Origin of the sequence: Synechococcus sp. A15-127 (assembly GCF_014280215.1) — a bacterium.
In the GTDB taxonomy this organism is placed as follows: Bacteria; Cyanobacteriota; Cyanobacteriia; order PCC-6307; family Cyanobiaceae; genus Parasynechococcus.
On sequence record NZ_CP047948.1, the window covers coordinates 1,987,770 to 2,011,638 of the forward strand.

Annotated in this window: 26 protein-coding genes; 14 read left to right on the forward strand and 12 right to left on the reverse strand. The window is 66.3% G+C overall.

Features of this window, described 5'->3' with window-relative positions; translation table 11 throughout:
- The first annotated feature begins 69 nt into the window (after window positions 1-69).
- Window positions 70-918, forward strand: a complete 849-nt coding sequence (locus SynA15127_RS10600; RefSeq protein ID WP_186484074.1) for a hypothetical protein — start codon at window positions 70-72, stop codon at window positions 916-918.
- 30 nt (window positions 919-948) lie between these two features.
- Window positions 949-1,170 (forward strand): ferredoxin-thioredoxin reductase variable chain, encoded by a 222-nt coding sequence (locus SynA15127_RS10605; protein WP_186484075.1) that lies wholly within the window; start codon window positions 949-951, stop codon window positions 1,168-1,170.
- On the opposite strand, the gene pyrR is transcribed toward SynA15127_RS10605, so the two are convergent.
- Window positions 1,154-1,714: a bifunctional pyr operon transcriptional regulator/uracil phosphoribosyltransferase PyrR gene (gene pyrR / locus SynA15127_RS10610; protein WP_186484076.1), complete on the reverse strand. Its 561-nt coding sequence runs from the start codon at window positions 1,712-1,714 to the stop codon at window positions 1,154-1,156. The two genes, SynA15127_RS10605 and pyrR, sit on opposite strands and share 17 nt — an antisense overlap.
- Before the next feature lie 99 nt (window positions 1,715-1,813).
- Here pyrR and gpmI point away from each other — a divergent pair, with 99 nt between their 5' ends.
- Genes gpmI through SynA15127_RS10625 form a run of 3 tightly spaced genes read left to right on the forward strand, consistent with a single transcriptional unit; the run spans window position 1,814 to window position 4,532 of the window.
- The gene (gene gpmI, locus SynA15127_RS10615; protein WP_186484077.1) at window positions 1,814-3,451 is read left to right on the forward strand and encodes a 2,3-bisphosphoglycerate-independent phosphoglycerate mutase; all 1,638 of its coding nucleotides are present in this window, start codon (window positions 1,814-1,816) and stop codon (window positions 3,449-3,451) included.
- A 5-nt stretch (window positions 3,452-3,456) separates the two neighbouring features.
- Window positions 3,457-3,687 carry a preprotein translocase subunit SecG gene (secG, locus tag SynA15127_RS10620; protein WP_186484078.1) on the forward strand — a complete coding sequence of 77 codons (231 nt, stop codon included), beginning with the start codon at window positions 3,457-3,459 and terminating at the stop codon, window positions 3,685-3,687.
- A complete protein-coding gene (locus SynA15127_RS10625) occupies window positions 3,684-4,532 on the forward strand; it encodes a sulfotransferase domain-containing protein (RefSeq protein WP_186484079.1) in 849 nt (282 codons plus the stop codon). The genes secG and SynA15127_RS10625 overlap by 4 nt, the downstream gene beginning before the upstream one ends.
- Window positions 4,533-4,600: 68 nt before the next feature.
- Here SynA15127_RS10625 and groL read toward each other — a convergent pair whose 3' ends face one another.
- Together groL and groES are read right to left on the reverse strand one after the other, a co-directional pair.
- Window positions 4,601-6,235: a chaperonin GroEL gene (gene groL, locus SynA15127_RS10630; RefSeq protein WP_043692649.1), complete on the reverse strand. Its 1,635-nt coding sequence runs from the start codon at window positions 6,233-6,235 to the stop codon at window positions 4,601-4,603.
- 66 nt (window positions 6,236-6,301) lie between these two features.
- Entirely contained in the window at window positions 6,302-6,613 is a 312-nt protein-coding gene (groES, locus tag SynA15127_RS10635) for a co-chaperone GroES (RefSeq protein ID WP_186484080.1), read from the reverse strand.
- A gap of 223 nt (window positions 6,614-6,836) precedes the next feature.
- On the opposite strand from groES, the gene atpD reads away from it, so the two are divergent.
- Both atpD and atpC read left to right on the forward strand, forming a co-directional pair.
- Window positions 6,837-8,300, forward strand: a complete 1,464-nt coding sequence (atpD, locus tag SynA15127_RS10640; RefSeq protein ID WP_186484081.1) for a F0F1 ATP synthase subunit beta — start codon at window positions 6,837-6,839, stop codon at window positions 8,298-8,300.
- Window positions 8,300-8,716 (forward strand): ATP synthase F1 subunit epsilon, encoded by a 417-nt coding sequence (gene atpC, locus SynA15127_RS10645; RefSeq protein ID WP_186484082.1) that lies wholly within the window; start codon window positions 8,300-8,302, stop codon window positions 8,714-8,716. The genes atpD and atpC overlap by 1 nt, the downstream gene beginning before the upstream one ends.
- Before the next feature lie 126 nt (window positions 8,717-8,842).
- On the opposite strand, the gene SynA15127_RS10650 is transcribed toward atpC, so the two are convergent.
- Window positions 8,843-9,400, reverse strand: coding sequence for a 30S ribosomal protein PSRP-3 (locus SynA15127_RS10650; RefSeq protein ID WP_186484083.1), 558 nt, complete (start codon window positions 9,398-9,400; stop codon window positions 8,843-8,845).
- Window positions 9,401-9,455: 55 nt separating this feature from the next.
- On the opposite strand from SynA15127_RS10650, the gene SynA15127_RS10655 reads away from it, so the two are divergent.
- Window positions 9,456-10,214, forward strand: a complete 759-nt coding sequence (locus tag SynA15127_RS10655; protein ID WP_255475478.1) for a TIGR01548 family HAD-type hydrolase — start codon at window positions 9,456-9,458, stop codon at window positions 10,212-10,214.
- A complete protein-coding gene (locus tag SynA15127_RS10660; protein WP_186484085.1) occupies window positions 10,207-11,373 on the forward strand; it encodes a calcium:proton antiporter in 1,167 nt (388 codons plus the stop codon). The genes SynA15127_RS10655 and SynA15127_RS10660 overlap by 8 nt, the downstream gene beginning before the upstream one ends.
- On the opposite strand, the gene SynA15127_RS10665 is transcribed toward SynA15127_RS10660, so the two are convergent.
- A complete protein-coding gene (locus SynA15127_RS10665; RefSeq protein ID WP_186484086.1) occupies window positions 11,361-12,692 on the reverse strand; it encodes an aminopeptidase P N-terminal domain-containing protein in 1,332 nt (443 codons plus the stop codon). The two genes, SynA15127_RS10660 and SynA15127_RS10665, sit on opposite strands and share 13 nt — an antisense overlap.
- An 89-nt stretch (window positions 12,693-12,781) precedes the next feature.
- Here SynA15127_RS10665 and SynA15127_RS10670 point away from each other — a divergent pair, with 89 nt between their 5' ends.
- The 5 genes from SynA15127_RS10670 to ald are packed head-to-tail and all read left to right on the forward strand — an operon-like array spanning window position 12,782 to window position 18,519.
- On the forward strand, window positions 12,782-13,780 hold the full coding sequence (locus tag SynA15127_RS10670; protein WP_043692663.1) for a CNNM domain-containing protein: 999 nt from the start codon (window positions 12,782-12,784) through the stop codon (window positions 13,778-13,780).
- Between the two features lie 5 nt (window positions 13,781-13,785).
- Window positions 13,786-15,081 (forward strand): GTP-binding protein, encoded by a 1,296-nt coding sequence (locus SynA15127_RS10675; RefSeq protein ID WP_186484087.1) that lies wholly within the window; start codon window positions 13,786-13,788, stop codon window positions 15,079-15,081.
- A 6-nt stretch (window positions 15,082-15,087) separates the two neighbouring features.
- Window positions 15,088-15,666, forward strand: coding sequence for a nicotinate-nucleotide adenylyltransferase (locus SynA15127_RS10680; RefSeq protein ID WP_186484088.1), 579 nt, complete (start codon window positions 15,088-15,090; stop codon window positions 15,664-15,666).
- On the forward strand, window positions 15,666-17,339 hold the full coding sequence (locus tag SynA15127_RS10685) for an NAD+ synthase (RefSeq protein WP_186484089.1): 1,674 nt from the start codon (window positions 15,666-15,668) through the stop codon (window positions 17,337-17,339). Before SynA15127_RS10680 ends, SynA15127_RS10685 begins: the two co-directional genes overlap by 1 nt.
- Window positions 17,340-17,379: 40 nt before the next feature.
- Window positions 17,380-18,519: an alanine dehydrogenase gene (gene ald, locus SynA15127_RS10690; protein WP_186484090.1), complete on the forward strand. Its 1,140-nt coding sequence runs from the start codon at window positions 17,380-17,382 to the stop codon at window positions 18,517-18,519.
- Window positions 18,520-18,569: 50 nt separating this feature from the next.
- On the opposite strand, the gene SynA15127_RS10695 is transcribed toward ald, so the two are convergent.
- The 7 genes from SynA15127_RS10695 to atpA are packed head-to-tail and all read right to left on the reverse strand — an operon-like array spanning window position 18,570 to window position 23,869.
- Window positions 18,570-19,007 carry a YchJ family protein gene (locus SynA15127_RS10695; RefSeq protein ID WP_186484091.1) on the reverse strand — a complete coding sequence of 146 codons (438 nt, stop codon included), beginning with the start codon at window positions 19,005-19,007 and terminating at the stop codon, window positions 18,570-18,572.
- Window positions 19,007-20,062, reverse strand: a complete 1,056-nt coding sequence (locus SynA15127_RS10700; protein ID WP_255475479.1) for a DUF3326 domain-containing protein — start codon at window positions 20,060-20,062, stop codon at window positions 19,007-19,009. The genes SynA15127_RS10695 and SynA15127_RS10700 overlap by 1 nt, the downstream gene beginning before the upstream one ends.
- Window positions 20,059-20,262: a hypothetical protein gene (locus tag SynA15127_RS10705; RefSeq protein WP_255475480.1), complete on the reverse strand. Its 204-nt coding sequence runs from the start codon at window positions 20,260-20,262 to the stop codon at window positions 20,059-20,061. The genes SynA15127_RS10700 and SynA15127_RS10705 overlap by 4 nt, the downstream gene beginning before the upstream one ends.
- On the reverse strand, window positions 20,259-20,600 hold the full coding sequence (locus SynA15127_RS10710; protein WP_186484092.1) for a 2Fe-2S iron-sulfur cluster-binding protein: 342 nt from the start codon (window positions 20,598-20,600) through the stop codon (window positions 20,259-20,261). Before SynA15127_RS10710 ends, SynA15127_RS10705 begins: the two co-directional genes overlap by 4 nt.
- Before the next feature lie 28 nt (window positions 20,601-20,628).
- On the reverse strand, window positions 20,629-21,336 hold the full coding sequence (locus SynA15127_RS10715) for a putative 2OG-Fe(II) oxygenase (protein ID WP_186484093.1): 708 nt from the start codon (window positions 21,334-21,336) through the stop codon (window positions 20,629-20,631).
- A 57-nt stretch (window positions 21,337-21,393) separates the two neighbouring features.
- On the reverse strand, window positions 21,394-22,344 hold the full coding sequence (locus SynA15127_RS10720; RefSeq protein ID WP_186484094.1) for a F0F1 ATP synthase subunit gamma: 951 nt from the start codon (window positions 22,342-22,344) through the stop codon (window positions 21,394-21,396).
- Window positions 22,345-22,357: 13 nt separating this feature from the next.
- Window positions 22,358-23,869 carry a F0F1 ATP synthase subunit alpha gene (gene atpA / locus SynA15127_RS10725; protein ID WP_186484095.1) on the reverse strand — a complete coding sequence of 504 codons (1,512 nt, stop codon included), beginning with the start codon at window positions 23,867-23,869 and terminating at the stop codon, window positions 22,358-22,360.

Consider the following 23,869-nt stretch of genomic DNA (forward strand, 5'->3'; position numbering starts at 1 on the left):
CCGTCCACAGGGGATGGGAGCGACGCCAGGAGATCCATAGAACAGTGGCAGTGCGTGACCTTGAGATCCTTGGCGCCCCGCCGCCACCTGCTGCTTCGGCTCTGGGTCGTTGCCACCGCCGGTGTCGTGATGGCCATTGCGGCTGGTGCGTACTGGTGGGAGGGTCAGCTCCCCGGAAAGCTTCGACAGGCTTCCCGTGTTGGTGATCTGAACGCCTGCCTGCGCTACAGCGAGCAGTTGGCAGCCCTGCGCTGGCTGGGGAAGGGTGCTCCGGAAGAACAGGCCCTCTGCCGCCGTGAGCAGGCTCAGCGGCTGTGGGATCGGGGCGAGCGTCACGCCGCCCTGGCCCTGCAGCAGCAGCTGGTGCAGTCCGGCCACGGCGATGCAAGCCTGGACCGCAAGACTCTGAACCGTTGGCGCGACGACCTGCGTGAACAGGCACTGGAGCTGTTCCGCGACGGCGAGCTGGAGTCGGCCATCGCTCTGTTGGCCCCCCTCGACCAAGGCAGGCCCGCCGGCAGCGGACGCCTGGGTGAGCAACTGCAGGAGGTCTGGAACCGCAACCGTCTCGAGAATGATCGGCTGGAACAGCTGATGGCCGATCAACGCTGGTGGGAAGCCCTCGACAGCCTCAACCGTCTCGATCACCCCTGGTGGCAGGACCAGGCCAGCGGCAGCCGGCGCACGATCGAAAGCGCCATCAACGCCCTGCGCAGCACCCAGGAACACCAGCAGCATGGCGCGTCCAATCCGGATGTGATCGCCGGGGCCGAACTCGATGAAGCGGTGCGCGACCGCCTCGTGAGCGGCATGGATCCCTGGGAAGCGTTCCAGGAAAGCTGCAGCAACCTCGGCGGAGCCGTGGAGGAGGACGGACCGGAGAGCTTCTGCCTGCGACGCCCTGCGGAGGGACCGTGACAAAATGCACAAACTGACGACGCGACGACCATGCAGGTGGGAGACAAGGTGACGGTCGAGACATCGGTCGTGGTCTTCAACCACCCTGAACATCGCGGCGAGGCCTTCGACATGCAGGGCCAGAGCGGCGATGTGGTGAATGTGCTGAACGACTGGAAGGGGCGTGTGATCAGCCCGACGCTTCCGGTGATCGTGGCCTTCGGTCGCTACAAGGCCCACTTCCGCGCCGACGAGCTCAAGTCGGCCGGCTAAGCCGCCGCAGGAACACCCCTTCTTCCCCGTCCACATCCCGCAACCGCAGCTCGATCGTCTCGCTGCGTCGGGTGGGCACGACCCGACCGCAGAAATCGGGCTGAATCGGCAGCTCGCGGTGGCCCCGGTCGACGAGCGCCAGCAGCATCACCCGCTGCGGACGGCCCCAGTTCTGCAACGCCTCCAGGGACGCCCGCACCGTCCGTCCGGTGAAGATCACATCGTCCACCAGCACCACCTGGCGATCCTCAACGCTGCTGGGAAGGGTGGTGAGCTGGGGCAGACGGGTGCCGATCCGCTCCAAATCATCCCGATGGAACGTGGGATCGATCGCGCCCTGGGCGATGGCATGGCCACTGAGCCGCTCCAGCTCGCGGGCCAGCACACGCGAGAGCTGGACGCCGCGGGTGGGAATCCCCAGCAGCATCAGAGTGCGGCTGTCCTCCACCGTCTCCAGGATCTGCGTGGCCAGCCGTGCCAGGGTCCGCCCCAGCTCCCGCTCGGAAAAAATCTCGATCCGTTCGTTGTCGGCCTTGGAAGACATGAAACGGTGACGTTGTGGTGAATCCGGGAAAGTGAGGCCTGCAGACGGATGGAGCGTTAGGTTGATTCTGCAAAAGGTCTTAAGAACCCACCGTCACGGGTGAACGTGAACAAAAGCTCTACCAGCGGTTCAGGCCAGACCGGAACAGTCGCTCCGGTGGTCCTCACCATTCTGGATGGCTGGGGCCATCGGGAGGACTCCGACAACAACGCCATCCGCTCGGCTGAGACGCCGGTGATGGAGGCCCTCCGCCATGCCTATCCCAGCACTCTGATCCAGGCAAGCGGTTCCCACGTCGGACTGCCGGACCTGCAGATGGGCAATTCCGAGGTGGGGCACCTCACCATCGGTGCCGGTCGGATCATCCGCCAGGAACTGGTGCGCATCAGCGATACCGTTCGCGATGGCCAGCTTCGTCACACCCCGGCCCTGAAGGAGCTGGCCGAGCGGGTGAAGACCAACGGTGGCACCCTGCATCTTCTCGGTCTCTGCTCCGACGGTGGTGTACACAGCCATGTGGATCACCTCTGCGGCCTGATTCGCTGGGCCGCCGACAGCGGCATCAGCCGCCTGGCGATTCATGCCATCACCGACGGCCGCGACACACCCACCCAGAGCGCTCTGGGTTACATCAACCAGGTGCAGGCGGCGATCGACGCCGCGGGTGTCGGGGTCGTCGCCAGCCTCTGCGGCCGTTACTGGGCCATGGACCGGGACAAGCGCTGGGAGCGCACGGAAAAGGCCTACGACCTCTACACAGATCCTGATCGCCCTCGGACCGACAGCAGCCCGGAGCAGGTGCTCAGCGCCAGCTATGCCGGCGGAACCACCGATGAATTCCTCGAGCCTGTGCGCCTGCAGGACGTGGTGATGCAGGACGGTGATGCCGTGCTGCTCTTCAACTTCCGCCCCGACCGCGCCCGTCAGATTGTTCAGACCCTGTGTCTGCCCTCCCACGACGGCTTCCAGCGCCGCCACACCCCGAAGCTCGATGTGGTCACCTTCACCCAGGTGGAGCAGGACCTGCCCGTGGTGGTGGCCTTCCCCCCCGAACCCCTCGACGACCTGCTGGGTCAGGTGGTGGCCGGCCAGGGGCTGCGCCAGTACCGCACGGCTGAAACGGAGAAATACCCACACGTCACCTATTTCATGAACGGGGGCATCGAGAAACCGCTAGCGGGTGAGGATCGCCACCTGGTGCCCTCCCCCCGGGTGGCCACCTATGACCTCTCACCGGCGATGTCCGCCGATCAACTCACCGACAGCTGCATCGCCGCCATCGAGAAGGGGATCTACACCCTGGTGGTGATCAACTACGCCAACCCCGACATGGTGGGTCACACCGGTGTGATGGAGGCCGCCACCGAAGCGATCGCCACGGTGGATCGCTGCATCGGCCGTCTGCTCGACGCTGTGGGCCGCATGGGAGGAACGATGCTGATCACCGCTGATCACGGCAACGCCGAACTGATGCAGGGTCCTGACGGTGCCGCCTGGACCGCCCACACCACCAACCCGGTGCCGGTGATCCTGGTGGAGGGGGAACGGCGCAAGCTGCCCGGCCATGGCAATTCCATCCAGCTGCGCGGTGATGGTGGCCTGGCCGACATTGCCCCCACCCTGCTGGAGATCCTCAGCCTGCCTCAACCGGAAGCGATGACAGGCCGCAGCCTGATCGAGCCGATGGCTGGGGTCGACCGCGACGCCATCTCCGCCCGTCTCCCCCTGACCGTCTGAACGCGATGCTCACCACGATTCTGTCCTGGACCTGGATCGGCACCGGCCTGCTGCTCATCCTTCTCGTGCTGCTGCACAGTCCCAAAGGGGGCGGCATGGGCGGCCTGGCGGCGAGCGGCAGCTCGATGTTCAGCAGCGCCAGCAGCGCCGAAGCCACGCTCAACCGCGCCACCTGGATCTGCCTGGCGGTATTCCTGAGCCTCGCCGTGATCCTCAGTGCCGGCTGGCTGGGTTGAGCCGCTGCGAAGCCGGCAAGATCTTCCTGCTCGGGGTGGGAGCCCAGAAATGCGGCACCACCTGGCTGGAGTCGGAACTGTCGGGGACCTCCTGGTTCAGCAACGGCGGGATCAAGGAATTCCACGTGTTCAACAAGCTGGTCGCCCAGCGCAGGAACAATCCGGCGAAGGCCATGATCCGGCGACGCCGCAAGGGAAAGCTGGACCTGATCCGGTTGCAGGAGGCGATGCGCCTCTCACCGGAGCTGTACTTCAACCATTTCGATTACCTGCATCTGCGGGAGGCCGCGGTCACCCATGTCGGCGACATCACCCCGGCCTACTCGATGCTTCCTCAGAGCAGCTTCGAGCTGATCCGTGAAGGGATGACAGCCCGGGGATTCACGATCCGGGTGATCCTGCTGATGCGCGATCCCGTCGAACGGGCCTGGTCACAACTGCGCATGCGCAACCGGCTGCGGCATGAACGGCAGAACGCAGCCAGGGCTACAGCCGAGCAGGAAGTGAGCCAGCTGCGCAGCTTCTACCGCAAACCCAACTGCCGGTCGCGCACCACCTACGAGCGGATGGCCGAGACCCTCGAGGCGGTCTTCCCCTCGGAGGAGATCTTCTACGGCTTCTACGAAACACTGTTCCAACAGAGCGAGATCAACCGGCTCACCGACTTTCTCGAGGCTCCTGCCCTGACGCCACAGTTCAACCGCGTCGTGCATGCCTCACCCAAGCAGAGCGAAACAGTGGAGGGGCTGGATGCGGTGTTGAACGACATGCGCGCCTTCTTCGCCCCCACCTACGACTGGGCCCGCCGACGGTTCGGCCCACGCGTGCCAACGGGCTGGCGCTGACGACCGCAGCCATGAAAAAAGCCCCCGCTAAAGCGGGGGCCGGATGATCACCAGGTTGATCGACTGGATCAGTAGTCGAAGTCGCCGCCGCCCATGCCGCCGCCGGCGGGAGCTGCGTCCTTCTTCTCGGGCAGGTCAGCCACGATGCACTCGGTGGTCAGCACCATGCCGGCGATGGAGGCGGCATTCTGCAGACCGGAGCGCGTCACTTTGGCAGGATCGACGATGCCGGCAGCCAGCATGTCGACGTAATCACCTGTGGCAGCGTTGTAGCCCTCGCTGATGGAGCGGGACTTGACGTTCTCTGCCACGACGGCGCCGTTGGCACCGGCATTTTCAGCGATGCGCATCAGCGGAGCGGTGAGAGCCGCAGCCACGATGTTGGCACCGATCAGCTCCTCACCGGAGAGGTTGCCGTTGGCCCACTCCTCGAGAGCTGGAGCCAGGTGGGCCAGGGTGGTGCCGCCACCAGGGACGATGCCCTCCTCGACAGCCGCCTTGGTGGCGTTGATGGCGTCCTCAAGACGAAGCTTCTTGTCCTTCATCTCGGTCTCGGTGGCTGCACCGACCTTCACCACAGCAACGCCACCGGCCAGCTTGGCCAGACGCTCCTGCAGCTTCTCCTTGTCGTAGGTGGAGTCGGTCTCATCCATCTGCTTCTTGATCTGCTCGCAGCGGGCGCCGACAGCCACCTCGTTGCCCTCGGCCACGATGGTGGTGGTGTCCTTGTTGATGGTGATGCGGCGGGCTGTGCCCAGCATCTCCAGCTTGGCGTTCTCCAGCTTGAGGCCGGCGTCCTCGGTGATCAGCTGACCGTTGGTCAGCACCGCCATGTCCTCGAGCATGGCCTTGCGGCGGTCACCGAAACCGGGAGCCTTGACGGCAGCCACGTTCAGCACACCACGGATGCGGTTCACCACCAGGGTGGCGAGCGCTTCCTTCTCGATGTCCTCGGCGATGATCAGCAGGGGCTTGCCGGTGCGGGCGATCTGCTCCAGAACAGGCACCAGGTCCTGCACCAGGCCGATCTTCTTGTCGGTGAGCAAGATGTAGGGCTCGTCGAGCACCGCTTCCATCCGCTCGGTGTCGGTGGCGAAATAGGGGGAGATGTAGCCCTTGTCGAAGCGCATGCCCTCGGTGACCTCCAGTTCGGTCTCCATGGACTTGCCCTCTTCCAGGGAAATCACGCCTTCCTTGCCGACCTTGTCCATGGCGTCGGCGATCATCTGGCCGACTTCCTCGTCGTTACCGGCGGAGATGGTGCCCACCTGGGCGATGGCACCGCTGTCAGCGATGGGCTTGGCCTGCTCCTTGATCTTGCCGACCAGGAAATCGGAGGCCTTGTCGATGCCCTTCTTGAGGGTGATGGCGTTCGCACCGGCAGCCACGTTGCGCAGACCCGCCTTGACCATGGCGTGGGCCAGAACGGTGGCCGTGGTGGTGCCGTCACCGGCGGCGTCGTTGGTCTTGGACGCGGCCTGACGGATCAGGGCGACACCGGTGTTCTCGATGTGATCTTCGAGCTCGATCTCCTTGGCGATGGTGACACCGTCATTGATGATCTGAGGAGCGCCGAACTTCTTCTCCAGCACGACGTTGCGACCCTTGGGTCCGAGGGTCACGGCAACGGACTCGGCCAGGATGTCGATGCCTTTTTCGAGAGCGCGGCGGGCGTTCTCGTTGTAAATGATGCGCTTGGCCATGGAAGGCGTGTCCTTATGAATGAAGTGGGGTGATTGGAAAGTGCTGGGCGTCAGCGGACAACCGCGTCAGCTGACGACAGCCAGGATGTCCTTCTCGGACAGGAGCACGTACTCGTCGCCGCTGAGCTTGATGTCAGTACCGGCGTACTTGCTGTAGAGCACCTTGTCGCCGACGCCGACCTCGGGGGCCTGACGACTGCCGTCGTCGTTGCGCTTGCCGGGACCCACCTGGACCACTTCGCCCACCTGGGGCTTTTCCTGGGCGGTGTCAGGCAGAAAGATGCCGCCGGCGGTGGTCTCTTCGGAGGCGGACACCTTGATGAAGATGCGGTCACCGAGAGGCTTGACGGTCGAGACGCTGAGGGAAACAGCTGCCATGGGTTCTTACAGGGGCAGGGACAGGGCGCCGCAGCGCCACACATCGACACGAGCTAGCACTCGATGCCAACGAGTGCCAACTTATTCATTCTCCCTGCCCCTCCACCAGCACCCTGACTGTGCGGGTGACCGAACCGGGGAGGGTCCACCACAGCAGTGGTAAGGTTGCGCCGCTCCGAATGGGCCCGAGCGCGCTGCGCCTGCTCCCGAATCCCTTCTTCTTATGGTCGCTTCTGCTCCTGCATCCGCCGGCACCAAGGGCGTGGTTCGCCAGGTGATTGGCCCGGTTCTGGACGTGGAATTCCCAGCCGGGAAACTGCCGAAGATCTACAACGCTCTGCGCATCGAGGCGAAGAACACCGCCGGTCAGGACGTCGCTCTGACCGCCGAAGTTCAGCAGCTGCTGGGCGATCACCGCGTCCGCGCCGTTGCCATGAGCGGCACCGACGGTCTGGTGCGCGGCATGGAAGCCGTCGACACCGGCTCCCCGATTACCGTGCCTGTCGGAGAAGCCACTCTCGGCCGCATCTTCAACGTTCTCGGCGAGCCTGTTGACGAGCAGGGCCCCGTCAACGCCTCCGCCACAGCTCCCATCCACCGCGAAGCTCCCAAGCTCACCGAGCTGGAGACCAAGCCCCGGGTGTTCGAGACCGGCATCAAGGTGATCGACCTGCTGGCTCCCTACCGCCAGGGAGGCAAGGTCGGCCTGTTCGGTGGTGCCGGTGTCGGCAAGACCGTTCTGATTCAGGAACTGATCAACAACATCGCCAAGGAACACGGTGGTGTGTCCGTGTTCGGCGGAGTGGGTGAGCGCACCCGTGAGGGCAACGACCTCTACGAGGAATTCAAGGAGTCCGGAGTGATCAACTCCGACGACCTCTCCAAGTCGAAGGTGGCTCTCTGCTACGGCCAGATGAACGAGCCCCCCGGCGCCCGCATGCGCGTGGGCCTCTCCGCTCTGACCATGGCGGAGCACTTCCGTGACGTGAACAAGCAGGACGTGCTGCTGTTCGTCGACAACATCTTCCGCTTCGTGCAGGCCGGCTCCGAAGTGTCCGCTCTGCTGGGCCGCATGCCGTCCGCTGTGGGCTACCAGCCCACTCTCGGCACCGACGTCGGCACCCTGCAGGAGCGCGTCGCCTCCACCGTGGAAGGTTCGATCACGTCGATCCAGGCCGTCTACGTCCCTGCTGACGACCTCACCGACCCGGCTCCCGCCACCACCTTCGCCCACCTGGACGCCACCACGGTGCTCAACCGCGCCCTGGCATCCAAAGGCATCTATCCCGCTGTGGATCCTCTGGATTCCACCAGCACCATGCTTCAGCCGGCCGTTGTGGGTGATGACCACTACCGCACCGCCCGCGCTGTGCAGTCGACCCTGCAGCGCTACAAGGAGCTTCAGGACATCATCGCGATTCTCGGTCTCGACGAACTCTCCGAGGAGGACCGTCAGACCGTCAACCGAGCCCGCAAGGTGGAGAAGTTCCTCTCCCAGCCCTTCTTTGTGGCTGAGATCTTCACCGGCATGTCCGGCGTCTACGTGAAGCTGGATGAGACCATCTCCGGCTTCAACCAGATCCTTTCCGGTGAGCTGGACCACCTGCCCGAGCAGGCCTTCTACCTGGTTGGCAACATCGATCAGGCCAAGGCCAAGGCCGAGAAGATCGCTGCTGAGGCCAACTGATGAGCGGTTCTCTAACCCTGCGCGTTCTGGCCACGGACCAGAACGTGTTCGACGGCAGCGCTGATGAAGTGATTCTGCCCAGCACCACAGGCCAGCTCGGCATCCTGCCGGGCCATATCTCTTTGTTGACGGCGATTGATGTCGGTGTTCTCCGCGTCCGCACCAACAGCGGCTGGAGTTCCATCGCCCTGATGGGAGGTTTCGCTGAGGTGGATGCCGACGAGGTCACTGTTCTGGTGAACGGTGCCGAACTGGGCAGCAGCATCGACGGCAACTCCGCCGATGCAGAGTTCCAGTCCGCCAGCAGCACGGTGGCCGGCATGGAAGGGAAGCCCGCATCCCCCGAGAAGCTGAAAGCTCAGCAGCAGCTCAATGTCGCCCGCGCCCGCATGCAGGCCAGCAAGGTTGCTGGCTGATCGTTCTTCCGTTCATTGATCTATGTCCCCGGGAGCGTTGCTTCCGGGGTTTTTTATTGGCCAAGAGCACAAAAAAACCGGTCCACTGCAACAGCGGACCGGCGAAACAATGTTGATTGCGAAGAATCAAGCGGTACCGCAAAAGGTGACATCAGGAAACTTGAGCTTGGCCTCATCAAGGCTCTTGCCCTTGCCTTCCTCCTGCCAGTAGTTGATCACTTCCGTGGCCTTGTTGAGCACCTCAACGCGTTCGTTGTCGGTGATCCAGCTCTTGCCTTCGAGTTCGGTCTTCAGGGTCTCCCAGGCATCCTCACGGGGCCAGAAGAAATATGACGTCAGTGGGCTAGGACCACCGCCCACGATCTGATCGACCGCCAGGGCGACGTTGTCCGGCAACCAGAGAATCTTCAGAAGGAAGCGTCCTTCATCCGCCTTGGGGGTGTAGCCGGAGGGCACGCCATCGGCGTCGATGGTGGCGGATGCCAGCGCAGCGTGCCCGCCCCTCAGCACAGGCCGGCTCTCGCCCTCGTTCTCGCCGGTCGGTTCCTTCTCTGTCGTTGCTTCCGCAGCAGTGGCCGTCTCGACAGCAGCCGTTTCAACCGCAGCCGTTTCAACCGCAGCCGTTTCAACCGCAGCCGTCTCGACCTCCTGTTCAGGGGTGGCGGCGCCTTCGGTGACCGTCATGCTGTCAGCGCTCAAAAGATCTGTACAAACAACTAACCTACCAGCCGCTCTTCCCTTGCAGGCCCTGGGTTCGTTCACCATCCTGCTGTTCGACATCGACGGGGTGATCCGCGATGTAGCGGGCAGCTACCGCCGTGCCTTGCAGGAGACGGTGGCCCATTACAGCGGCTGGAGGCCCAGCGCCGCCGACATCGACGGGCTCAAGGCCGAGGGGTCCTGGAACAACGACTGGGACGCCAGCCTCGAGCTGTTGCGTCGCCGCGGTGCCGGCGTGCCGGAGCGCGACGCCCTGATCGGCATCTTCAGCGACTTCTACTTCGGCGGGGATCCACAGGGAGACCCGGGCAACTGGCGTGGCTTCATCGGTGATGAACCCCTGCTGGTGGAGCCACAGCTGTTCGACGACCTCAGCGCCGCCGGTATCCGCTGGGGCTTCGTGAGTGGCGCCGAGCCCCCATCGGCCCGTTTCGTGCTGCAGCAACGGCTGGGGCTGGTGGATCCCCCTCTGATCGCCATGGGTGATGCCCCGGACAAGCCGGATCCGACCGGCCTGATCCGCCTCGCCGACCAACTGGCCGCCGGCGAGCGGCCCGGACGGATCGCCTATCTCGGCGACACGGTCGCCGACGTGCGCACGGTCGTCCAAGCCCGACTTCAACGTCCGGACTGGCCCTGGTGCAGCCTGGCGGTGGCGCCACCGCATGTGACGAAGCGCGCCGCATATCACGAGCAGCTGCGGCAGGCCGGGGCCGACCACATCCTTGAGACCAGCCGGGCCGTGCTGCCGGTGATCACGCAACGGCTCCATGGCTGAGGCAGCCGGGCGCCCCAACCGTGCCGGCAGCCTGCTGAGCCTGCTGTTGCCTCTGCTGATCGGCCTGGGAGCCCTGGCAGCGATCGAACTCGGTGGAACCATGGCGTGGTTGCTCGTGCAGCCGACGGCGACGGTTCTTTCCGGTCTGGTGCTGCTGAGCAGCGTGGTGCTGCTGTTGTCGAACAGCGTGGCGGCCCAGGCGGACCGGGTGGCCGAACTGGTGGGCCAGCCCTATGGAACCCTGGTGCTCACCGGTGCGGTGATGACGATCGAACTGGCCCTGGTGGCCAGCACGATGCTCACCGGTGAGGCCAATCCCACTCTGGCGCGGGACTCGATGTTCTCCGTGGTGATGATCGCGCTCACGGGCGTCACAGGCCTCTGCAATGTGATCGCCGCCCTGCGCAGCCGCCGCATCAGCGTCAGTGATCGCCTCGACTCCAGCCAGCTGGCGGCCCCCAACATGCTCGGAGCCCTCACCTACTCCGATCTGATCACCACCATGTGCGTGCTGGCGCTGGTGATTCCCAACTTCAGCCCCAGCACACCGGAGGCCAACTTCAGTCCGGCCGAGAACGCGGTGCTGGCCGTGGTGGCCCTCGGTGTCTACAGCGTGTTCATCACGGCTCAGATCAGCAGCTACCGCGACCTCTACACCGAAGTGGAGGACGCACTGGACGGGAACGCCGGCAGCGGCAAGGCAAGGACGTCGATCGAGCTGCCGCTCGGTCAGGCAGCGCTTCTGCTGGCAGCGGGCCTGCTGGTGGTGTGTCTGATTGCCGAGTCGATGGGACGGCTGATCGAGACCGGCATCCACGATCTGGGACTGCCCAGCTCTCTGGCCGGCGTGCTGGTCGCCCTGCTGATCCTGGCGCCGGAAGCGTTCAACGCCATCAGGGCTGCCTCGCAGGGGGAGGTGCAGCGCTCGATCAACACCCTCTACGGCTCCGTGGTGGCCACCGTCAGCCTCACGGTGCCGGCGGTGCTGCTGCTGGGAGCCGTCACTGGCACCGATGTGATCCTCGGCCTCGAGCCCCTCAACATGGTGCTGCTGGTGCTCACCCTGATGATTCTCAACCCTCGTGCCCGCCTCACCGGCATCGAGGGAATGATGAAGCTGGTGATCTTTCTGTTCTGGATCCTGCTTCAGGTGGCCTGACCTTCCATGGCCTCCACGCTTTTGAGGGCCGCAGCCGTGAGCACCTCGTGGCCGTCAGCGGTCACCGCCACATCGTCCTCAATGCGGATGCCGATGCCCTTCCAGCGGTCGTCGATGGCCGGCTGACCCTCCGGCACCGCCAACCGGTCACTCACATAAAGCCCCGGTTCCACCGTGAGCACGATGCCGGGCTCAAGGGCAGCCGGCTGTTCGCCGAGGCGGTAAGCACCCACATCGTGCACATCAAGCCCCAGCCAGTGGCCGGTGCGATGCATGTAGAGATGCCGGTAGTCGCCGCGCTCGATGATCCCGTCGGGGTCTCCTGCCAGCAGTCCAAGCTCCACCAGCCCTTCCACCAGACCCCGCAGTGCGGTGGCATGCACCGCTTCCGCCGTCCCCTGGGGCTGCACGGCCGCCACCGCGGCTTCCTGGGCCTCCAGCACCAGGGCGTAAAGCTCTCGCTGCTCGCCGGAGAAGCAGCCGTTCACCGGAAAGGTGCGGGTGATGTCGCCGTTGTAGTAGTCCTCCAGCGAGCAGCCGGCGTCGATCAGCAGCAGATCACCATCCTGCAGCGGGGCGGTGTTGGCCGTGTAATGCAGCACGCAGGCGTTATCGCCGCCGGCCACGATCGAGCCATAGGCCGGTCCACGGGCCCCGCGGGCGCGGAAATGGGCTTCGATCGCCGCCTGCACCTCCGCTTCATTCATACCCGGCCGGGTTATTTGCCGGGCCAGCTCATGGGCTTCAGCGGAGATCCCGCAGGCCTGACGCATCCGCTCCAGCTCATGGGGCTCCTTGCGCAACCGCAGGCGATGCAGGATCGGCGTCGGCGCCACCAATCCCATAGCGGCCTCTCCGCTGCGGGAATAGCTGTCCAGCTGACGGCCCCAGGTGCTGAGCACCAGCGGCTCCACCGCCGGATGGCGGCCGACCCGGAAGGCGATCGCCTCGGCACCGGCCAGAAACTCAGGCAACCGGGCCGGGAGCTGCTCCAGCGGATAGGCCATGTCGGCGCCGTATCGCTCGACAGCTCCCTCCGTTCCCCAGCGGAATCCCGTCCACACCTCAGCGGCAGGATCCTTCGGCTGCACGAACAGCACGAACCGCTCCCCCTCAGGTCGATGCGGCAGCAGCAGGGCCACCGCATCGGGTTCGTCGAAGCCGGTCAGGTAGAAGAAGTCGCTGTCCTGCCGGAACGGCCACTCGCAGTCAGCGTGATGGGTGGCCAGCGGTGCCGCGGGAATCACGGCTGCAGCCTCCCCCAGATGCTCGAGAAAACGCTGGCGCCGGACGGCATGGATGCTGGGGTCGAACGCCATCACACCTGCGGTTGCTCAGGCCAATCAGGATGGCAGTTCAGCGACCGGATCGGACTTCGCCGATACGATGGTCGCCACGTCATGCCTCAATGCGTTCCGACCTGCTGGTGCTGCTGCTTCTGGTGGTGGTGGTGCTGCTCGGCTCAGCCCTCTGTTCCGGCGTGGAGGCAGCCCTGCTGACGGTCAACCCGATCCGGGTGCATGAACTGGCGGCACGCAGCCGTCCGCTGGCCGGAGCACGCCGTCTGGCCCAGCTGCGGCAGAGGCTGGGCCGCACCCTGTCGGTGCTGGTGATCGCCAACAACGGCTTCAACATCTTCGGCAGCCTGATGCTGGGGGGGTACGCCGCCTGGGTGTTCGAGCAGCGGGGCATCAGCGGCATCGCCTTGCCCCTTTTTTCGGTAGGCCTCACCGTGCTGGTGATGCTGCTGGGGGAGATCCTGCCCAAGGCGCTCGGCAGTCGCCTCGCCCTGCCGGTTTCCCTGGCGGCGGCTCCGCTGCTGCATTGGCTGGGACTGCTGCTCAGCCCGCTGGTGCTGCTGCTGGAGCGGTTGCTGCCGGCGATCACGGCCGAGGCGGAGATCACCACTAATGAGGAGGAGATCCGGCTGCTGGCCAGACTCGGCTCCCAGAAAGGCCAGATCGAAGCCGACGAAGCGGCGATGATCGGCAAGGTGTTTCAGCTGAACGACCTCACCGCCCGCGATCTGATGACACCGCGGGTGGCGGCACCGACCCTCGATGGCAGCCTCAGCCTCGAAGCGCAGCGGACGGTGCTGCTGGGCAACAACGCCGACTGGTGGGTGGTGCTCGGCGATCAGGTGGACAAGGTTCTCGGGGTGGCCAGCCGCGAGCGATTGCTCACCGCCCTGCTGGAGAACCGTGGCCTGCTCACCCCGGTGGATCTGTGCGAGCCGGTGGAATACGTGCCGGAGATGATCCGTGCCGACCGCCTGCTCACCGGATTCCGCCGCGACAGCGGCGGTGTTCGGGTGGTGGTGGATGAATTCGGTGGCTTCGTGGGAGTGATCGGTGCGGAATCGGTGCTCGCCGTGCTGGCGGGGTGGTGGCGCAAGCCGGCAGCATGAGGAGGATGAGCCAGGCCCTTCCGACACCGCCCTCCAGCACCGTCCGCTGCCGCCAGCTGCTGCAACGCTGGCGCAACGAGCTGTGTCTCGGCGCCCGTGAGCAGGCCTTGCTGGCGGGTGAACTGCGTCAGCTCGACAGGCAGCTGCAACGCCTGGAGAGCCGCACCCTGCGGGTGGCCGTCTTCGGCCGGGTGGGGGTCGGCAAGTCCAGCCTGATCAACGCCCTGATCGGTGAGCAGCTACTGGCCACCGATGTGGCCCACGGCTGCACCCGCCGCCAGCAGGCCGTCCCCTGGCCCCAGGCGATCGACGGGCTGGCGGCCGTGGAACTGGTCGACACCCCCGGCATCGATGAGATCGAAACCGCCGGGCGGGCCCGCCTGGCGACCCGGGTGGCGATGGGCGCCGATCTGGTGCTGCTGGTGATCGACAGCGATCTCACCCGCATCGACCGCGACGCCCTCGACACCCTGCTGAACTGCGGCAAACCGGTGCAACTGGTGCTCAACCGCAGTGACCGCTGGTCTGAGCAGGAGCTGCCGGCTCTGCTGCGCAGCATCCAGCAGCGTCTGCCCAAGCAGCTGCCGCTCACCGCCGTGGCCGCCGCCCCGCGCCGGCCGGTGCTGGATGGTGAGGGCCGCGCCCGCAGTGAGCAGGCGCCGCCACGCATCGCGACGCTGAGCCAGCGTCTGATCCGGCAACTGAGCGGGGAAGGGGAGCTGCTGCTCGCCCTGCATGCCCTGAGGCTGGCGGATCGCGTCCAGCAGGCCCACCAGCAGCTGCGGCTGCGCCAGCATCGCCGCTCCGCTCAGGGGCTGATCGGGCGCTACGCCGCCGCCAAGGCCACCGGTGTGGCGATGAATCCCCTGATCGCGATCGATCTGGCGGGCGGCCTGGCCTGCGACACCGCCCTGGTGATGCAGCTCTGCCAGCTCTATGGCCTGCCGATGGCGCCCACCTCAGCCCGCAGGCTGCTGCGCTCGGTCACGGCCCAGAACGCGTTGCTGGGCGGAGTCCAGCTCGGTCTGAGTGCCCTGAAGCAACTGCTGCTGCTGCTGGTGCCGTTCAGCGGCGGAGCCAGCCTGGCGCCAGCGGCGCCGGTGGCTCTCGCCCAGGCAGCGGTGGCTGTGCACAGCACCCGCCGCACCGGCGTGCTGGTGGCCGAACAACTGCTGCGCCGCCGCGGTGGTCAGCCCGGGGCGCTGCTGCAGCGCCTTGCCCAGGCCGATCCGGTGGTGGCCCACTGGTTGCAGCGCTGGCCAGCATCCGCAGCCTCCGATCTGCAGCCGTTGCTGCCCTGATCCGCCATGGCCGACCCCATCGCCCTGCTCGGCACCAGCGCCGACCCTCCCACCCGCGGCCACCAGGCCTTGCTGGAAGGACTGCTCGGCCTTTACGGAGAGGTGGCCACCTGGGCCAGCGACAACCCGATGAAGCAGCACGGGGCCCCCTTACACCTGCGGGCCCAGCTGCTTCAGGCCCTGGTGAACGAGATCGGTGATCCCCGCCTGAGGCTGCAGCAAGACCTGAGCAGCCCCTTTGCCCTCGCCACCCTGGAGCGGGCGCACACCCTCTGGCCAGGCAGGGATCTGATCTTCGTGGTGGGCAGCGATCTGGCCGGTCAGATCCCCCGTTGGCGGCAGGCTGAGCAATGGCTCCGCCTCTGCCGCCTGGCGATCGCCCTCCGCCAGGGCTGGCCGCTGCAACCGGCCGCGCTCGATGCCCTCAGAAGCCTGGGAGCCCAGATTGATCTTCTCGATCTGACGGTGCCTGCCAGCGCCAGCTCGGAACTGCGGAAGGCACCGGAGCCCGGACAGGTGCCGACCTCCGTCTGGCCGCTGCTGCTCGAACACACTCTCTACGGCCTCACCCCAAGCCGCTGCTGATGCTCCTCGCCCTCGGCCAACTCAATCCCCTGGTGGGCGATCTGGCCGGCAATGCCCGCCGCATCCTGGAGGCCGCACACCAGGCCCAGACGGGAGGGGCAAGGCTGCTGCTGACGCCGGAACTGTCGCTGTGGGGTTACCCGCCTCGGGATCTGCTGCTGCAACCGGCCCGCCTGAACCGGCAGCGGCAGGTGCTCGACTGGCTCAGCCAGCAGCTCAGCGGCGAGCTGGGCCTGCTGGTGGGCATCGCCCTGGAAGCCGACGACGGACGCGCTCCTGCACTGCACAACGCCATCGCCCTGGTAGAGCCTGGCCGCTGGCGAGCGGTGGCCCGCAAGCAGCTTCTGCCCAGCTACGACGTCTTCGATGAACGGCGCTACTTCCGCCCCGGGGACGGACCCTGTCTGCTGACGCTGTCGAGCGGCGAACGGCTGGGGCTGACCATCTGTGAAGACCTCTGGGTGGAGGACGCCCTGCAACGGGAACGGCTGGTAGGCCCGGATCCGATCGCCGCCCTGGCACCGGAACGGCCGGATCTGCTGATCAACCTGGCGGCGTCCCCCTTTGACCCGGCCAAACCGGCCTTGCGCCGTCAGTTGGCGGCGGAAGCGGCCCGGCGGCTGCACTGCCCCGTGCTGTATCTCAATCAGGTGGGCGGCAATGACGAACTGGTGTTCGACGGGGCCAGCTTCGTGCTCTCCGCCGATGGCCAGGCCCTTGTGAACCTGCCCAGCTGCCAGGAAGCCGTGGTGGTTTGGGACACCAGCACCCCGGCCGCGCCCCTGGCGCCGCTGCCGGAGGAGCCGGAGCAGCTGTTCCGGGCGTTGGTGCTCGGCGTGCGCGACTACGCCGCCAAGTGCGGTTTCCGCCAGGCGTTGCTGGGGCTGAGCGGCGGCATCGATTCCGCCCTGGTGGCGGTGATCGCCGCTGCGGCACTGGGGGCGGAGCAGCTGAGCGCGCTGCTGATGCCCTCGCCGTGGAGTTCCGCCGGCTCGATCGATGACGCCACGGCCCTGGCGGACCGCCTGCAGCTGAGCACCAGCACCCTGCCGATCGCAGAGCTGATGCAGGGGTTTGATGCCACCCTCACCCCGGCCATGGGACAGGAACCGGCGGGGGTGACCGCCGAAAATCTGCAGTCACGCATCCGCGGAACCCTGCTGATGGCGGTGGCCAACCAGCAGGGGCAGCTGTTGCTGACCACCGGCAACAAATCCGAGCTGGCCGTGGGGTACTGCACCCTGTACGGCGACATGAACGGCGGCCTGGCGGTGATCGGCGATCTGTACAAGACCAGCGTCTTCGCTCTCTGCGACTGGCTGGACAGCGAAGCCGCGGGCCCCTGCCGCCGCGACCTGGGCTTACCGCCGCAGGGGGAGCTGGTGGGACGGGCGATCCGGGGCAAACCCCCCAGCGCCGAGCTGCGGCCGGACCAGAAGGACAGTGACTCGCTGCCCGACTACAGCGAGCTCGATGCCCTGCTGCGGGCACTGATCCAGGAGCGCATCAGCGCCGAGGCGCTTGTGGAGGCCGGCCATGAGCCGCAGCTGGTGGAGCGGGTTCAGCGGCTGTTGCAGCGGGCCGAATTCAAGCGGCGACAGGCTGCACCGCTGCTGAAAGTGAGCCCACAGGCATTTGGCAGCGGCTGGCGGCTGCCGATTGCTGCCCGCTGAGCCACATTGAAGGGAACGTCCCATTGAGGGCACCGCGTCCATGGCAACCTCCGTTCTGACCGCCCCGATGGCCAGCATCGGCGTGCCGAAGGAGATCAAAGCCGACGAGCAGCGGGTGGCTCTCACGCCCGATGCCGTGCGAGATCTCGCCAGCCACGGACTGGAGGTGCGCATCGAGAGCGGTGCCGGAGCCGGGGCGGGCATCGGCGATGACGCCTACGCCGCGGCCGGCGCTCAGGTGGTCGACCGGGACCAGGCCTGGAGCGCCCATCTGGTGGTGAAGGTGAAGGAACCCCAGCCGGAGGAATTCGGCTTGCTGCGGCAGGACATGGTGCTGTTCACCTACCTGCATCTGGCCGCCTATCCCGAGGTGGGTGAAGCGCTGCTGAGCGCCGGCACCACCGGCATCGCCTACGAGACGGTGCAGCTGGAGAACGGCAGCCTGCCGCTGCTGGCGCCGATGAGCGAGATCGCCGGCCGACTGGCTGCCCAGGTGGGAGCCCATCTGCTCGAGCGCCCCCACGGGGGCCGCGGGGTGCTGATGGGGGGCTGCACCGGGGTGCAGCCAGCCCGGGTGGTGGTGCTGGGGGCCGGCACGGTGGGCTGGAATGCCGCCCGACTGGCGGCGGCGATGGATGCCGAGGTGTTGCTGCTGGATCGCTCACCGGAACGGCTGCGGCGGCTGGAGGCGGACCGCCGCGGCCGGCTGACGAGCGTGGTGAGCAGCCGCGGCCTGCTGGAGCGCCTGGTGCCGACGGCAGATCTGGTGATCGGGGCCGTGCTCACCCCCGGCGGCCGCGCACCGACCCTGGTGGATGAAGGGATGGTGGAGCAGATGCGGCCGGGGTCGGTGATTGTGGATGTGGCGATCGACCAGGGAGGCTGCGTCGCCACCAGCCGCGAAACCACCCACACCGATCCGACCGTGAACATCCACGGTGTGCAGCACTACGCCGTCGGCAACATGCCCGGGGCCGTGCCGTTCACCTCCACCGAGGCACTGGTGAGCGTCACCCTCCCTTACATCCTGGGCATGGCAGGACGCGGCCTTGAGGAAGCGGTCACCGAGAAACCGGAGCTGCTGTCGGGCCTGAACACGGTGCAGGGGGCCGTCTGCCACCCCGGCGTGGCCAGGGCCCTGGAAGTGCCGCCGCGCCACCCGATGGCCTGCCTGCGCTGAATCGGCACGATATTTACACCAAATACACACTAAATTTACACGATATCGTGCTACTCAAACGGTTCTTCGAGGGCGCGGATGTACAGCCACGCGCCATCGGAGCGACCGTCACGCCGCTGAAACAGAGAGGTCTCCCGCAGCACACCCCCCTGATGACGCGCCTCGAATCGCACGATGCCCTCCAGATCCTGGGGCTCGCCTGCGCGAACTTCCCGGATCGTCAATCCCAGCCAGCGCAGCTCGCGGCAGCTCCGCTGCAAGTCCCGGCGGCGCCTGGCCACGGGCAGCCCGGGCTCGGGGTGAGTCGCCAGCAGATAGTCGATCTCTCCGCGCACAAAGGCGGAATAGCGGGAACGCATCAGCTGCTCTGCCGTCGGCGCCTGACGCTCGCCGCGGTGCATGGGGGCACAGCAGCGCCCGTAGCTCCCACCGCCGCAGGGACAGGGCTGCTGATCGCTGGCATTGGCGTTGGCGAATCCTCCCGGCATCAGCTCAGCCGGGGCAGCGGCCGCTGCAGCGACGCCGGGGCCAGCCCCTCGCGCAGGGCCAGCACCAATCCGGCCGCCTCGCAGTAGCTGGCGGCCGGCAGCACAGCCTCCGCCATCCCCAGCGCCTGAGGGGTCACCGCCAGCACCGAGGGATTGGCCACCGCGATCACCGGAACGTTCCGCGCCACAGCGGCCAGCAGCGCCTCGCCGCCGAGCGCCCCTTCCGGCACCACCACCGCCCCCAGTTGATCGGCCCGTAACCCGTTGCCCTCCACCATGCCCTGCCCGGCCGGCACCAGATCCGGCGCCCGGCTCAGGCCCACCAGCACACAGGCCAGAAACGTGTATCCCAGCTCCTCGGCGGCAGCGCGGGGATCCAGATGCGGATCCAGGGGCAACGGCCCCAGGGCGGGTGCATGGGCGCAGGGGATCTGCAGGTGGCGCACCAGCAGATGGCTGATCACCGCTTCCGCTCCCGCCAGGGCATCCACGCCGCTCCCCTGGCGGTAAGCCGCCAGCTCAGCACTCTGCGGATCCTCGGGGAAACGGGCCACCACGGCGATCGCCGTCGCCCCGGCATTCCGCAGACGCTCGCCCGCCCGCAGCAGCGCATCGGGGCGCTCCAGGCTGCCCCAGCTGGCTCCGCTGGCGCCCTGCTCCAGATGCACTCCCAGCGGCACATCGGTGCTCAGCACCGGACCGATCTCCAGCCCCAGCGTCGCCCGACAGGCCTCCGCCACCTGGATCTGGCGCTGGGCCAGCTCCGGCTCGATGCCGGCATCCAGCAGCAGGCCGATGCGCTGTCGCCGTACCGGCCGCAACAGCCACTCCCCCGCCGCGAAGCGATCCAGGCCATAACCCTCCACGTAATGGATGCGGGGATCGCTCCAGTAGAGCGACGCACCGTTCAACACATTCGGGTGGGTGATCAGGCAACCGCTGGCGGCCGCCAGCAACCGGGCACTGGGCAGCGCGTCACCGGCGTAGCCGCCGATGGCACAGCCGATGCCCGTGGGCACCAGCATCAGCGTGGGCATGGGCGCTGCCGCACTCATGACTGAACAACTGCCTCCAGCAGAACAGCCTCCAGCTGCAGCCGCCGCGTTCCGTCGGGCAGGGTCTGAACAGCGGTGATGGCCCAGCGCAGCGGCTCTCCTTCCAATTGCAGCTGCTGCTTCAGCCAGCCGTGCAGCTGCCGCGGAGCCACCTCAGCCGGCCATGGCCGTTCCAGCGCAACGCGGCGCAGCCCGCTCACTTCTGGTATTGACCGAACTGGGCTTCATAGAGGGCATCTTCCTGACCGGCCTTGAGGATCAGATCAGCCCTGGGGAACGACACGCACAGCAGCGCAAACCCCTGCTGCTGCAGTTCCGCCTTCACCCCCATCGCATCCGACTGCTCGACGCTGCCTTCGCTGATCACCGCCGCGCAGGTGGTGCAGACCCCGGAACAGCAGGAGCTGGGCAGGGTGACCCCAGCCGCTTCAGCAGCGTTGAGCACGGTCTGATCCGCCTGGCAGGGGAAGCTGTGGGTTGCGCCCTCGAACTCAGCGCTGACGTTGTATGTGGCCACAGCCGCTGCGGTGTCGGACATTGCGGGATCGCTGCTGTGGCGGATTCTCTCAGGTGGCCTGCTGCGCGGCCTGCTCCCAGGTCGCCGGATGGGGCGAGAGATATTCCGGCGGATCCCCCTCCGCCGGTGCCGTGAGCACGAAGTCGAAACTGATCGAACTGCGCAGCGCCTCGGGATCCGCGTTCGGGAGCACGCTGTGGTCCATTCGGGAGGGGAACAGCACCAGCAGGCCGGGCTGCGGCGCCAGGTCCCAGTGGTCCGCATTCAAGGGATGTCCGTCCGCGATCGGTCCGCCATGCCCCACGGCCAGACCAGACACGAGCTCATTGGGACGCAGCGGCGCATGCAGCCTCAGCATCCCCTCCTCTCCTGACCCTGTACCACTCAGATACAGGACGGCACTGAGGTGCGCATTGGGGTGGTGGTGGCGTCCCACCAGCTGATCCCAGTCGCTGAGCACAGGCCAGCTGCGCTGCAGATGCAGCGCCACCCGGCTGCGATCGAAACCGACGGCATCCAGGTAGTGCCAGGCCGCCTCCACCACCCGTCCGGCTAGATCGCGGAACTCCGCCCGCTGATGCAGCTGCCAGATGCCGTTGAGATCACCGGTCCAGGCGCAGCCAGGCGATGGATTCCCCTCCGCCTCGCCGCGCAGGCTCAGCAGCGTCTGCAGATGGCCGGCCAGATCCAGGGGATCCAGCGGCAGCTGCACCGTCGCGACGGCGCTGGGGAAAAGCTGATGGAGCTTCAGGGTCATCACTCCATTAAAAAAGCCGGTCCCGCAGGACCGGCTCAAACAACCTCCGGGGGAGGTTCAACCCATGGCGGCAGCACCGCCGACCACTTCCAGGATCTCCTGAGTGATGGCGGCCTGACGGGCCTTGTTGTAATCCAGGGTCAGGGTCTTGGCGAGCGCCTTGGCGTTGTCGCTGGCGTTGTTCATGGCCGTCATCCGGCTGGCCAGCTCGGAGGCGGCAGCCTCCTGCAGCGAACGCAGCAGCTGGTTCTGCAGATACAGGGGCAGTAGTGCATTGAGCAACTGCTCCGGGCTCTGCTCGAACACGATGTCGGAGGCCAGCTTGGGCTCGGTGTTGACAGGACCGGCACCTGGCTCGACGGTCAGGCGGCCGTCCTTGGTGGTGAGACGGAAGATCTCATCCTCGGGATCGGCGATGTCCTGGGGGTCGAGGGGCAGCAGGGTCTGCACCACCGGCTTGCAACTCACCAGGTTGATGAACTTGGTGAAGATCAGTTCCACGCGGTCGGTGGCCTCCGCCAGGAACTCAGCCAGCAGATCGGTGGCGATCCCATTGGCCTCGTCAGCCGTGGGCACCTGTTCAAGGCCGGAGAAGGTGGCCTGAATCGGATAGCTGCGGTTGGTGAAGTAGTTGATCGCCTTGTTGCCGATCAGCACCAGCTTCACCTCGAAGCCCTTGCCCTTGAGCTCAGCGAACCGCTGTTCGGTGCGCTTGATGATGTTGGCGTTGTAGCCGCCGCAGAGACCGCGGTCGCCGGTGACCGACACCAGAGTGATGGTCTCGACGTTGCGCTGCTCCATCAGAGGTGCATCGGCATCCTCGAAGCGCATGCGGGACTGGAGATTCTCCAGCACCCGTGCCAGCCGATCCGCGAAGGGACGGCTGCGCAGCACCTGTTCCTGAGCGCGTCGCACCTTGGCCGCAGCCACGAGGCGCATGGCCTCGGTGATCTTGCGGGTGTTCTTGACCGATTTGATCCGGTCTCGGATTTCCTTGAGATTCGCCATGTCGGCTGGCCCCTCAGGCCACGAGGGTGGACACGACTTCGCTGATGGCGTCTTTCAGAATCGCCTCAGCCTCCGGGCTCATCACCTTCTTCTCCTGAATCTCGGTGATGAACTCGGGCTTGCTGTTCTTGAGGTACTCGCGCAGCTCACGAGAGAAATCCACCACCTTCTCAACGGGGACGTCATCGATCAGGCCCTTGGTGCCGGCGTAAACGATGGCGACCTGCTCAGCCAGGATCAGCGGGCTGAACTGAGGCTGCTTGAGCAGTTCCCTCAGACGCTTGCCGCGGCCCAGCTGCTTCTGGGTGGCGGCGTCCAGGTCGGATGCGAACTGGGAGAACGCGGCCAGTTCGTCGAACTGGGCCAGCTCCAGCTTCAGCTTGCCGGCGATCTTCTTGATCGCCTTGGTCTGGGCGGCACCACCCACCCGGCTCACGGACACACCAACGTTGATGGCAGGGCGCAGGCCGGAGTTGAACAGGTCGGAGCTGAGGAAGATCTGACCATCCGTGATCGAGATCACGTTGGTGGGGATGTAGGCGGACACGTCACCGGCCTGGGTCTCGATGATCGGCAGTGCGGTCATGCTGCCCTTGCCCATCTCGTCGGAGAGCTTGGCGGCGCGCTCGAGCAAACGGCTGTGGCAGTAGAAGACGTCTCCGGGGTAGGCCTCACGACCGGGCGGACGACGCAGCAGCAGCGACATCTGGCGGTAAGCGGCGGCCTGCTTGGAGAGATCGTCGTAGATCACCAGGGTGGCCTTGCCCTTGTACATGAAGTACTCGGCGATAGAGGCACCGGTGTAAGGAGCCAGGTACTGCAGGGCTGCCGGCTCGGAAGCGTTGGCCGCCACGACCACGGTGTAGTCGAGGGCGCCGCGCTCACGCAGCACTTCCACAACGTTGGCCACGGAGGCGGCCTTCTGACCCACGGCCACGTAGACGCAGATCATGTCCTGATCCTTCTGGTTCAGGATCGTGTCGATCGCGATGGCGGTCTTGCCGGTCTGACGGTCGCCAATGATCAGTTCGCGCTGGCCACGGCCGACGGGGATCATCGCGTCGATGGCGGTGATGCCGGTCTGCATCGGCTCGTGTACCGACTTGCGCTGGATGATGCCGGGCGCCATGGATTCGATCAGGCGCGTCTCGGTGGTGGGGATGTCACCCTTGCCGTCGATGGCGCGACCCAGCGGGTTGATCACACGCCCGAGCATGGCGTCGCCGACGGGAACGGAAGCGATCTTGCCGGTGGCTTTCACCGTGCTGCCTTCCCGAATCTCGAGGCCCTCACCCATCAGCACCGCACCGACGTTGTCGTCTTCGAGGTTGAGAGCGATGCCTTCGGTGCCGTCCTCGAATTCGAGGAGTTCACCGGCCATGGCCTGCTGCAGGCCGTAGACGCGGGCGATACCGTCGCCCACCGTCAGAACGGAGCCGACGTTGCTGACAGAGACGGACTTGTCGTAATCCTCAATCTGCTGTTTGAGGATGGCGCTGATCTCGTCGGGACGGATGGAAACCAT

Bases quoted from the DNA above. Each gene is read 5' to 3' on its own strand.
- SynA15127_RS10605 (WP_186484075.1), top strand. From the start codon at position 949: ATGCAGGTGGGAGACAAGGTGACGGTCGAGACATCGGTCGTGGTCTTC.
- pyrR (WP_186484076.1), bottom strand. From the start codon at position 1,714: ATGTCTTCCAAGGCCGACAACGAACGGATCGAGATTTTTTCCGAGCGG.
- secG (WP_186484078.1), top strand. From the start codon at position 3,457: ATGCTCACCACGATTCTGTCCTGGACCTGGATCGGCACCGGCCTGCTG.
- groL (WP_043692649.1), bottom strand. From the start codon at position 6,235: ATGGCCAAGCGCATCATTTACAACGAGAACGCCCGCCGCGCTCTCGAA.
- groES (WP_186484080.1), bottom strand. From the start codon at position 6,613: ATGGCAGCTGTTTCCCTCAGCGTCTCGACCGTCAAGCCTCTCGGTGAC.
- atpD (WP_186484081.1), top strand. From the start codon at position 6,837: ATGGTCGCTTCTGCTCCTGCATCCGCCGGCACCAAGGGCGTGGTTCGC.
- atpC (WP_186484082.1), top strand. From the start codon at position 8,300: ATGAGCGGTTCTCTAACCCTGCGCGTTCTGGCCACGGACCAGAACGTG.
- SynA15127_RS10650 (WP_186484083.1), bottom strand. From the start codon at position 9,400: ATGACGGTCACCGAAGGCGCCGCCACCCCTGAACAGGAGGTCGAGACG.
- SynA15127_RS10660 (WP_186484085.1), top strand. From the start codon at position 10,207: ATGGCTGAGGCAGCCGGGCGCCCCAACCGTGCCGGCAGCCTGCTGAGC.
- SynA15127_RS10665 (WP_186484086.1), bottom strand. From the start codon at position 12,692: ATGGCGTTCGACCCCAGCATCCATGCCGTCCGGCGCCAGCGTTTTCTC.
- SynA15127_RS10670 (WP_043692663.1), top strand. From the start codon at position 12,782: ATGCGTTCCGACCTGCTGGTGCTGCTGCTTCTGGTGGTGGTGGTGCTG.
- SynA15127_RS10675 (WP_186484087.1), top strand. From the start codon at position 13,786: ATGAGCCAGGCCCTTCCGACACCGCCCTCCAGCACCGTCCGCTGCCGC.
- SynA15127_RS10680 (WP_186484088.1), top strand. From the start codon at position 15,088: ATGGCCGACCCCATCGCCCTGCTCGGCACCAGCGCCGACCCTCCCACC.
- SynA15127_RS10685 (WP_186484089.1), top strand. From the start codon at position 15,666: ATGCTCCTCGCCCTCGGCCAACTCAATCCCCTGGTGGGCGATCTGGCC.
- ald (WP_186484090.1), top strand. From the start codon at position 17,380: ATGGCAACCTCCGTTCTGACCGCCCCGATGGCCAGCATCGGCGTGCCG.
- SynA15127_RS10695 (WP_186484091.1), bottom strand. From the start codon at position 19,007: ATGCCGGGAGGATTCGCCAACGCCAATGCCAGCGATCAGCAGCCCTGT.
- SynA15127_RS10700 (WP_255475479.1), bottom strand. From the start codon at position 20,062: ATGAGTGCGGCAGCGCCCATGCCCACGCTGATGCTGGTGCCCACGGGC.
- SynA15127_RS10710 (WP_186484092.1), bottom strand. From the start codon at position 20,600: ATGTCCGACACCGCAGCGGCTGTGGCCACATACAACGTCAGCGCTGAG.
- SynA15127_RS10715 (WP_186484093.1), bottom strand. From the start codon at position 21,336: ATGACCCTGAAGCTCCATCAGCTTTTCCCCAGCGCCGTCGCGACGGTG.
- SynA15127_RS10720 (WP_186484094.1), bottom strand. From the start codon at position 22,344: ATGGCGAATCTCAAGGAAATCCGAGACCGGATCAAATCGGTCAAGAAC.
- atpA (WP_186484095.1), bottom strand. From the start codon at position 23,869: ATGGTTTCCATCCGTCCCGACGAGATCAGCGCCATCCTCAAACAGCAG.